At 73.2% G+C, this 7,427-nt stretch carries 8 protein-coding genes and 1 pseudogene; 5 read left to right on the top strand and 4 right to left on the bottom strand.

The genetic code is table 11. The features are described from left to right. The 4 genes from ACFQ3T_RS32555 to ACFQ3T_RS32540 all read left to right on the top strand — a co-directional run. A partial coding sequence (locus tag ACFQ3T_RS32555) for a hypothetical protein (protein WP_380729298.1) occupies positions 1 to 206 on the top strand: 206 nt, incomplete at its 5' end. After that, entirely contained in the window at positions 203 to 625 is a 423-nt protein-coding gene (locus ACFQ3T_RS32550) for a roadblock/LC7 domain-containing protein (protein ID WP_380729296.1), read from the top strand. The genes ACFQ3T_RS32555 and ACFQ3T_RS32550, both read left to right, overlap by 4 nt. A gap of 47 nt (positions 626 to 672) precedes the next feature. Then, entirely contained in the window at positions 673 to 1,269 is a 597-nt protein-coding gene (locus ACFQ3T_RS32545; protein WP_158852979.1) for a GTP-binding protein, read from the top strand. Positions 1,270 to 1,341: 72 nt separating this feature from the next. Continuing rightward, positions 1,342 to 2,094, top strand: a complete 753-nt coding sequence (locus ACFQ3T_RS32540; protein ID WP_380729293.1) for a class I SAM-dependent methyltransferase — start codon at positions 1,342 to 1,344, stop codon at positions 2,092 to 2,094. Here ACFQ3T_RS32540 and ACFQ3T_RS32535 read toward each other — a convergent pair. The 4 genes from ACFQ3T_RS32535 to ACFQ3T_RS32520 form a co-directional block, all read right to left on the bottom strand. Next, complete coding sequence (locus tag ACFQ3T_RS32535; protein ID WP_380729291.1) at positions 2,045 to 3,643, bottom strand: diguanylate cyclase domain-containing protein; 1,599 nt, start codon at positions 3,641 to 3,643, stop codon at positions 2,045 to 2,047. The genes ACFQ3T_RS32540 and ACFQ3T_RS32535 overlap by 50 nt on opposite strands. Before the next feature lie 225 nt (positions 3,644 to 3,868). Continuing rightward, positions 3,869 to 4,330: a hypothetical protein gene (locus tag ACFQ3T_RS32530; protein WP_380729289.1), complete on the bottom strand. Its 462-nt coding sequence runs from the start codon at positions 4,328 to 4,330 to the stop codon at positions 3,869 to 3,871. Beyond that, positions 4,299 to 4,931 (bottom strand): RNA polymerase sigma factor, encoded by a 633-nt coding sequence (locus ACFQ3T_RS32525; protein ID WP_380729287.1) that lies wholly within the window; start codon positions 4,929 to 4,931, stop codon positions 4,299 to 4,301. The genes ACFQ3T_RS32530 and ACFQ3T_RS32525 overlap by 32 nt, the downstream gene beginning before the upstream one ends. Before the next feature lie 132 nt (positions 4,932 to 5,063). Beyond that, entirely contained in the window at positions 5,064 to 6,266 is a 1,203-nt protein-coding gene (locus ACFQ3T_RS32520) for a S8 family peptidase (RefSeq protein ID WP_380729285.1), read from the bottom strand. A 75-nt stretch (positions 6,267 to 6,341) separates the two neighbouring features. On the opposite strand from ACFQ3T_RS32520, the pseudogene ACFQ3T_RS32515 reads away from it, so the two are divergent. Continuing rightward, positions 6,342 to 7,427, top strand: a pseudogene (locus tag ACFQ3T_RS32515) (CHAT domain-containing protein); the annotation flags it as partial.

The following is a 7,427-nucleotide window of genomic DNA, read 5'->3' as shown; positions in this document are numbered from 1 at the left end:
GCGCGCCGGCGTCCGGCATCGCCACCGCCGCGCCGCGGCGCCGGTCCGCGGACCGGTTGCGCCAGCGCTTCGCCACCTACCAGCGCGGCGTCCAGCTCGGTCGCCAGTCCGGCGACGACGCCGCGATGCCGTGGGAAGGCCTGTCGTTCGGCAACGCAGACAACGCCGCCACCGCAGGCGGCAATCAGACCAAGGAGCAGAAGTGACCACCGCAGCCGAGGAACTGGACAACTTCAGTTGGCTGGTCGACGACTTCGTCGCCCGGGTCGCGGGCGTCGCGCACGCGATCGTGGTCTCCGCGGACGGCCTGTTGCTCGCGTCCTCGGAGCGCCTGCCGATCGACCGCGCCGAGCAGCTGGCGGCCGTCGCGTCCGGTCTGGTGAGCCTGAACCTGGGCGCCGCGCGCTGCTTCGAGGCCGGTGACGTCAAGCAGACCGTGGTGGAGATGGAGCGGGGCTACCTGTTCCTGATGTCCATCAGCGACGGCTCCTGCCTGGCCGTGCTGGCCGCGCCGAACTGCGACATCGGCCTCATCGGCTACGCGATGGCGCGGCTGGTCGAGCGGGTCGGCGTCCAGCTCACCCCGGAGATCCGCTCCCAGCTGCACGTCGCCATGCGCGGCTGAGGTCCACCACCCCGGCGAAGTCCTACTACTAGGGAAAGCAGAGCAACATGAGCGGTGGCGCTCCCGGACGGCCGGGGTCATCCGCGGCGAGCCTGTCCGTCACGTCGACCAAGATCGTGGTGGCGGGCGGGTTCGGTGTCGGCAAGACGACCTTCGTCGGGTCGGTGTCCGAGATCGTGCCGCTGACCACCGAGGCGGTGATGACCGAGGCGAGCGTCGGCGTGGACGACCTGTCGGCCACGCCGAACAAGATGACCACCACGGTGGCCATGGACTTCGGCCGCGTGTCGCTGGACAGCGACCTCATCCTGTACCTGTTCGGCACCCCCGGCCAGCACCGGTTCTGGTTCATGTGGGACGACCTGGTGCGCGGCGCGATCGGCGCGGTCGTGCTGGTCGACACGCGGCGGCTGTCCGACGCGTTCGCGTCGATCGACTTCTTCGAGGACCGCGAGCTGCCCTACGTGGTCGGCGTGAACTGCTTCGACGGGCTGCTGCACCACCGCATCGAGGACATCCGGGAGGCGCTGACGATCGACCAGTCGGTGCCGATCGTGCCCTGCGACGCGCGGAACCGGCAGTCCACCAAGCAGACGCTCATCACGCTGGTCCAGCACGCGATGATGCAGCCGACGTTCGCCTGATCGGTCCCGCGGCGGGCCGCGACGGGGGAAACCCGGTCGCGGCCCGCCGTCGTCCGCGCCAGACTCGGGCGAATGAGCGAACAGCCCGTGAACCGGGACGTGGCCGCCCACTACGACCTGCTCAACGAGTGGGGCCCGAGCGACGACTTCTACCTCGGCCTGGCGATGTCGGCGGACTCCGTGCTGGACGTGGGCTGCGGCACCGGCCTGCTGCTCCACGTGGCGCGGACGACCGGACACCTCGGCCGGCTCGTCGGGCTCGACCCCGACCCGTCGATGCTCGCCGTGGCCTGCCGGCGGCCTGACATCGACTGGGTCGAGGGCCATCTGGGCACGGCGTCGTTCGACGCCGAGTTCGACCTGGTCCTCATGACCGGGCACGTGTTCCAGGTGTTCCTCACCGACGAGGACGTGCGCGCGCAGTTCACCGCCGTCCGCAAGGCGCTCAAGCCGGGCGGGCGGTTCGCGTTCGAGACCCGCAACCCGGGCGCACGGGCGTGGGAGCGGTGGTCGCCGGAGCACGGCGTCGACATCGTCGGCGAGCGCGGTGAACGGGTGCGCGTCGAGCACCACGTGGCGAGCGTGGAGAACGGTTTGGTGCGGTTCAGCGAGACCCACCGCGGCGCCGACTGGCCGGAACCCGTCGTGGAGTGGGCCACGCTGCGGTTCGCCACCGCGGCCGAGGTCGACGCGCTCCTGCGGGACTGCGGGTTCGAGGTCGCCGAGCGCTACGGCTCCTGGGACCGCGCTCCGTTCACCGACACCAGTCGCGAGATCATCTCGATCGCACGACCAGGTCGACCTCCGGCAGGTCGTGCTCGCTGACGACGAGCGCGCCGGCCGCCCGCACCAGCGGCAGGACGGCGGCCAGCGCGTCGCGCGCCAGCGGTTCGCACGGCGGCGCGGCCGGCTCCACGCCGTGCAGCCGGTGACGTTCCACAATGGACAGTTCCGGCAGGGCGAACGTGACGCCGTGCAGCAGGCGGCGGACGCCCATGTCCGCCAACGCGGTCAGGTTGTCCTCCACCGCGTCCGGGTCCTCGGGCAGGCTGCGCGCGGACAGGCTGAGCCACAGCCGTCGCGGCGGCAGGCTCGACGTGCGCAGCGCCTCCGCGACCTGCGCGGTCAGGTCGGGGCCGCGCGACTGGTCCGGTGACAGGCGGACCACCACCGGCAGGTCCTCGGTGGCGGCGAAGTCGCACGCCTCCTCCAGCAGCCACTCGGCCAGGTGGCCGCTGAGGCCCAGCTCGTCGGCGAACCGCAGGCAGTCGTCGTGCGACACGGGACCGTACTCGGCCTCGTGCCAGCGCAGCCGCGCCGCCACCGCGACCCGTTCGCCGTCCCGCTCCACGGGGAGGTAGTGCAGCGCGATCTCGCCGTTCTGCAACGCGCCCGGCATGGTCGCGATCAGCGACAGCCGCGTCCGGTCGAGGGCGTCCTCGCCGGCGTCGTAGACGCCCCACTGGCCCTTGCCGCCGCTCTGCGCGCGCCGCAGGGTGCTGTGCGCCTGGCGCAGCAACGCCAACGCGTCCGAGCCGCGCGCCGACGTGCGGACGAAACCCATGCCCGCCGACACGCCCACGCCGTGACCGGCCAGCGGCACGGGCTCGGTCAGCGCCTCCTCGATCGCCTCGGCCAGCGCGGAGATCCCCGGCGTGGTGGGGGAGTCCTCGATCAGGACGGCGAACTCGTCGCCGCCGAGCCGGGCCACGGTGGCGTCCTCGTCCGCCACGACGTCGGCCAGCCGACGCGCCACCACCTTCAGCAGCTCGTCGCCGGACTCGTAGCCGAGGCCGTCGTTGACGATCGCCACGCTGTCCACGTCGAGGTAGATCAACGTGAGCGAACCGGGCCGGCCCAGCACCTGCTCCAGCTTCGACAGGAAGCTCTGCCGGTTCGGCAGGCCGGTCAGCACGTCGTGCAACGCCTGGTGGCGCAGGTAGTCCCGCAGCACGTGCTGCTCGGTGGTGTTCTCGACGACGGCGACGTGCCACCGCGGGCGCCCCTGGTCGTCGCGCACCGCGGACAGCGCCACGTCCGTCCACAGTGGATCGCCGGCCTCGTCGGCGAACTCGCGGCGGAACCGGGTGACGTCCCCGTCGTCGGCGAAGTCGTCGGGCGTGAGGAGGGCGGCCGGGTCCAGCGCGGCCGGGGCCAGCATCGCCTTCAGCGCCGGGTTGGCCTCCACCAGCGCGCCGTCCGCGTCGAAGATCGCGATCCCGGCCGTGGAACCCTGGAACACGCGCCGGAACAGGGCTTCGCGCTCGTCGGGCGTCGACGGGCCGGTCAGGGCCACCGGTCGTTCGGCGCGCGCGTCGACCGCCGCCACGGGGAGGTGCGCCGCGGCGGCTGCGGGTCTGGCGGCTTCGGTCATCGGGCTTTCGTGCGGCGGCGGGGGACTTCGGCGGCGGGCTTCGTCGGCGGGGACTGCGTTGAAGGGGACTGCGTTGGCGGGACTTCGGGCAGACGAAGATCAGCACCTTGAATCTTCGGACCGGTGGCCATCGGCGTCAAGGGCCGCCGCGAGCCCGCCCTGTCCACCGTCGGGTCGCCGGGCACGCGAAGGCCCCGCCACGAGCACCCTGGTGCCGTGACGGGGCTACACGCAGACCCAGTCCGTGACGACGGTCGTGCCGCCGACCTCGCAGCGGAACCGCACCGGACCGGGCGGTGGCGGGCCGAGCAGGAACATGCCGACCTCGTCCAGCTCCGCCTCCTCCAGCGGACCGGCGGCCGTGAGCAGCTGCACCCGGCCCGGCCGGGCGGGCAGGACCTGGCCCGCGACACCGGCCTCGGTCACCTCGACCTGCACCGAGAAGCCCTCGGCGTCGAACACGAGCTGCCGCGCCGTCTGCGCCGCCCGCGCCCGCACCGCCAGGTCGGCGTCCAGCACGGAGTCGTAACTGGTCAACGCCATCAGCTCGGCGTCCACCGTGCGCCACGTGTACGCGGCGCGCGCCGCTTCGCGCATGTGCCCGGGCACGTCGCGCTCCTCCGCGAGAGCTCCGCGCAGCTCCCGCAGCAGCACGTCATCGCTGTCCCACCCCGGATCGTCCGTCAACACCGAGCACACCTCCTCCGCCAACCGGTCGCGGGCCGGCGAGCCGCAGCACCGCGGGGGTCTTCCGCAACTTCTCCAGGCACCTGATCCGCGTGGGCCCGATGCTGCCCACCGGGATCGCCAGCTGCTCGCTGACCGCCGCGTAGCTGGGCGGCGGGTCGGCCATGAGCCTGGCCAGGAGCACGCGGCACTGCTCGGACAGCGACCGGAAGCCCTCGCGGAGCGCCTGCCGCCGCTCGGCGGCCTCCATCTCCTCGTCCAGGTCCGCGATCGCGTCGTCCGGGCTCGCCGGCTCGTCCTCGGACTGCGGGTCGTACGGCAGGGTGCGCTGCTGGATCCGCAGCATCCGCAGGCACTCGTTGCGCGTGGTCGTGGCGATCCAGCCGGGCAGCGCCTCGGCGTCCCGCAGCCTGCCGATCTGCTCCACCAGGCGCAGCCACACCGTCTGGTTGACGTCGGCGGCGTCCGCGGGGCGCAGCCGGTGCCGGTGGATCACCGCGAGCACCAGCGGCGTGTAGCGGTCGACGATCTCGTTCCAGGCACACCGGTCGCCCTCCGCCGCCGCGCCGACCAGCGCGGCGATCGGGGATGCAGGGGTCACGTCCCCTCCTCTTGTCCAGGGGATGCTGCGCCTCCGCCCCGGTCGGCGCCGGCGCGGACCCCAGCGGGGTCACGGACTTCGGATTCGTTGCTGCCACAGACTACGGAGGGGGGACCTCGGCGCCAGATACCTCTATTGGACGAAAACCCCGTATCCGGGGAAGTACTCGGGCTTCCCGACGAGCAGGTGGTCCCGCGCGGCGGTGGCGGACAGGCCGTGCGTGGTCATGGTCTCGGCGATCCGGCCGGCCACGTGCGGCGCGGCGAACGACGTGCCCAGCCAGTACGCGAACCGGTCGAAGACGCCGATCGGCTCGCCTTCCAGCACCCACTGGCCCTTGAGGTACGTGCTGGTCCGGTTGCCGACCGCGCACGCGTCCACCCAGTGCCCGTGGTTCGAGTAGCACGCGGGGGACAGCTTCTGGTCCAGCTCCTCGGCGACGGCCGCCACCGCGACCACGCCGGGCAGCGCGGCGGGCCAGCACGGCCGGTTGGTGCCCTGGTTGCCCGCGGAGGCGACGACCACGACCCCGGCGGGCAGGTCGGCGACCGCCCGGCGGACCGGCTCGGACGCCACGTCGTCCTGGGTGAAGCAGCCCAGCGAGATGGTGACGACGTGGACCTTCTCGTCGAACGACGACAGCGCGAGGACGAAGTCCTCCTCGGTGCCGAGGCCGGTCTGGTCGAGCGCCTTCTCCGGGTCCAGCCGGACACCCGGCGCGGCCTGCCGGACCACGCCCGCGACGAACGTGCCGTGGCCGCCCTCGACCGCGAACACGTCGTCGTGCGCGTAGGCCGGGTCGACCTCTTCGGGCTTGGGGAGGAACGCGCCGCCCAGCCACAGCGGGTGGTCGTTCCCGGCGGAGTTCGAGATGCCCGTGTCGACGACGCCCACGACGACGCCCTTGCCGTGCCCGGCGGAGCCGTCGTCGGGGTCCGGCAGCGGGTCGGCCACGTGCGGCGGGTGGCCGGGGTGGCCGTGCATGTTGCCGCCGTGGCCGACGAGCACGTGGTGCGGCTGCACGAACGGCGTGCGCTCGCCGGGCCACTGCGCCGGGTCGCGCAGCAGGCGGACGACGTCCGGGATGTCGTCGGGGTTGCGCGGCAGCACCAACCGGGCCAGGCCCGCGAAGTCACGGCCGCGGTCGGTGGGGATGTTGTTCTGCGCGAGCTTGCGGCGGACCCGCTCGACGTCCTCGGTGATGGTCAGCAGCTCACCGGCGACGAAGAGGAACTCGCGCCCGCGCTCGGTGTGGATCCGGAAGTTCTTGTGCTCGAGGATCGCCCGGTGGAAGGCTCTCCCGTACAGCTCGGAGCGATTCGAGGGTTCGGACACCGAGGCCTCACAGCAGCGTCGACGGGTGCTGAGCCAGAGCAAGCTACCACGGTGACTTGACCATAAGATGGTTTCGTGGCCGGGGTTTCCGCCACCGCGGCACTGGAAGCCCGGCAACGGGACCCGCGGGCGGCAGCAGAGATGGGCCGTTCGGCGCTGAAGGCGGCCCGCGCGGCGGGTGACGCCGAGGAGGCGTCGATCGCCGAGCGCGCGATCGGCCTGTCGCTGCGCGAGCTGCACGACTTCGACGGCGCGCTGCGGCACCTGCGCCGGTCCATCCGCGTCGCCGAGCGCGCGGGTTCCCGGCGGCTCGCGGCGCTCGCCCGGGTGAGCCTCGCGTTCGTGCTGTCGAACACCGGCCGGCACACGCAGGCGTTGCGGGCCATCAACACGGCGCTGCCCGAGCTGCGCGGCGGCGACGCGGACATCGCGCGCATGCAGCGCGGGCTCGTCCTGCACTACCTGTGCCGCTACGAGGAAGCGCAGCGCGAGTACAACTGGGCGATCGACGCGGCCCGCCGCACCGACGACAAGCTCGGCGAGGCGCGCGCCCGCAACAACCGGGGGCTCCTGCGCGCCTACACGGGCGGCCTGCGCGCGGCGGACGAGGACTTCGACCGCGCGGCCGCCCTGTACCGGGAGCTGGACCAGGGGCTCGCGGTCGCCGACGTGCGGTGGAACGCGGGGATCTCCGCGTCACGGGCGGGCGACGTGCCGCGGGCGTTGACGATGTTCGCCGAGGCCGAGCGCGAGTACCGGCGGCTGGCCGTGCCGCGGCCCGCGCTGCTGATCAACCGGCTGGAGCTGCTGGTGTCCGTGCCGCTGCTGGAGGAGGCGCGGGCGGCGGCCGACCGGGCGCTGGAGGAACTGGGCGGCGACCTGGTGCTGGCGCGCTCGGAGGCGTTGTTCCACCGGGCCCGGATCGCGTTGCTGGAGGGCGACCTCGACCGGGCCGTCGAGCTGGCCGTGGCGGCGCGCAAGGGGTTCCGCCGGGAGCGGCGCGAGGTGTGGGAGGCGGGCGCGCGGCACGTCGAGCTGCGGGCCGCGTACCTGAGCGGGCAGCGGACGCGAGCGCTGGTGACGGCGTTGACGAAGGTGGCGTCCCGGTTGCACGCGCTGGGCTGGCGGATGGCGGCGCTGGAGGCGCGGGTCGACGCGGTC

The organism is Saccharothrix hoggarensis, assembly GCF_042678885.1.
In the GTDB taxonomy this organism is placed as follows: domain Bacteria; phylum Actinomycetota; class Actinomycetes; order Mycobacteriales; family Pseudonocardiaceae; genus Actinosynnema; species Actinosynnema hoggarensis.
Note: the sequence above shows the minus strand (reverse complement) of the source record. Positions and strands in the feature narration are given on the sequence as shown.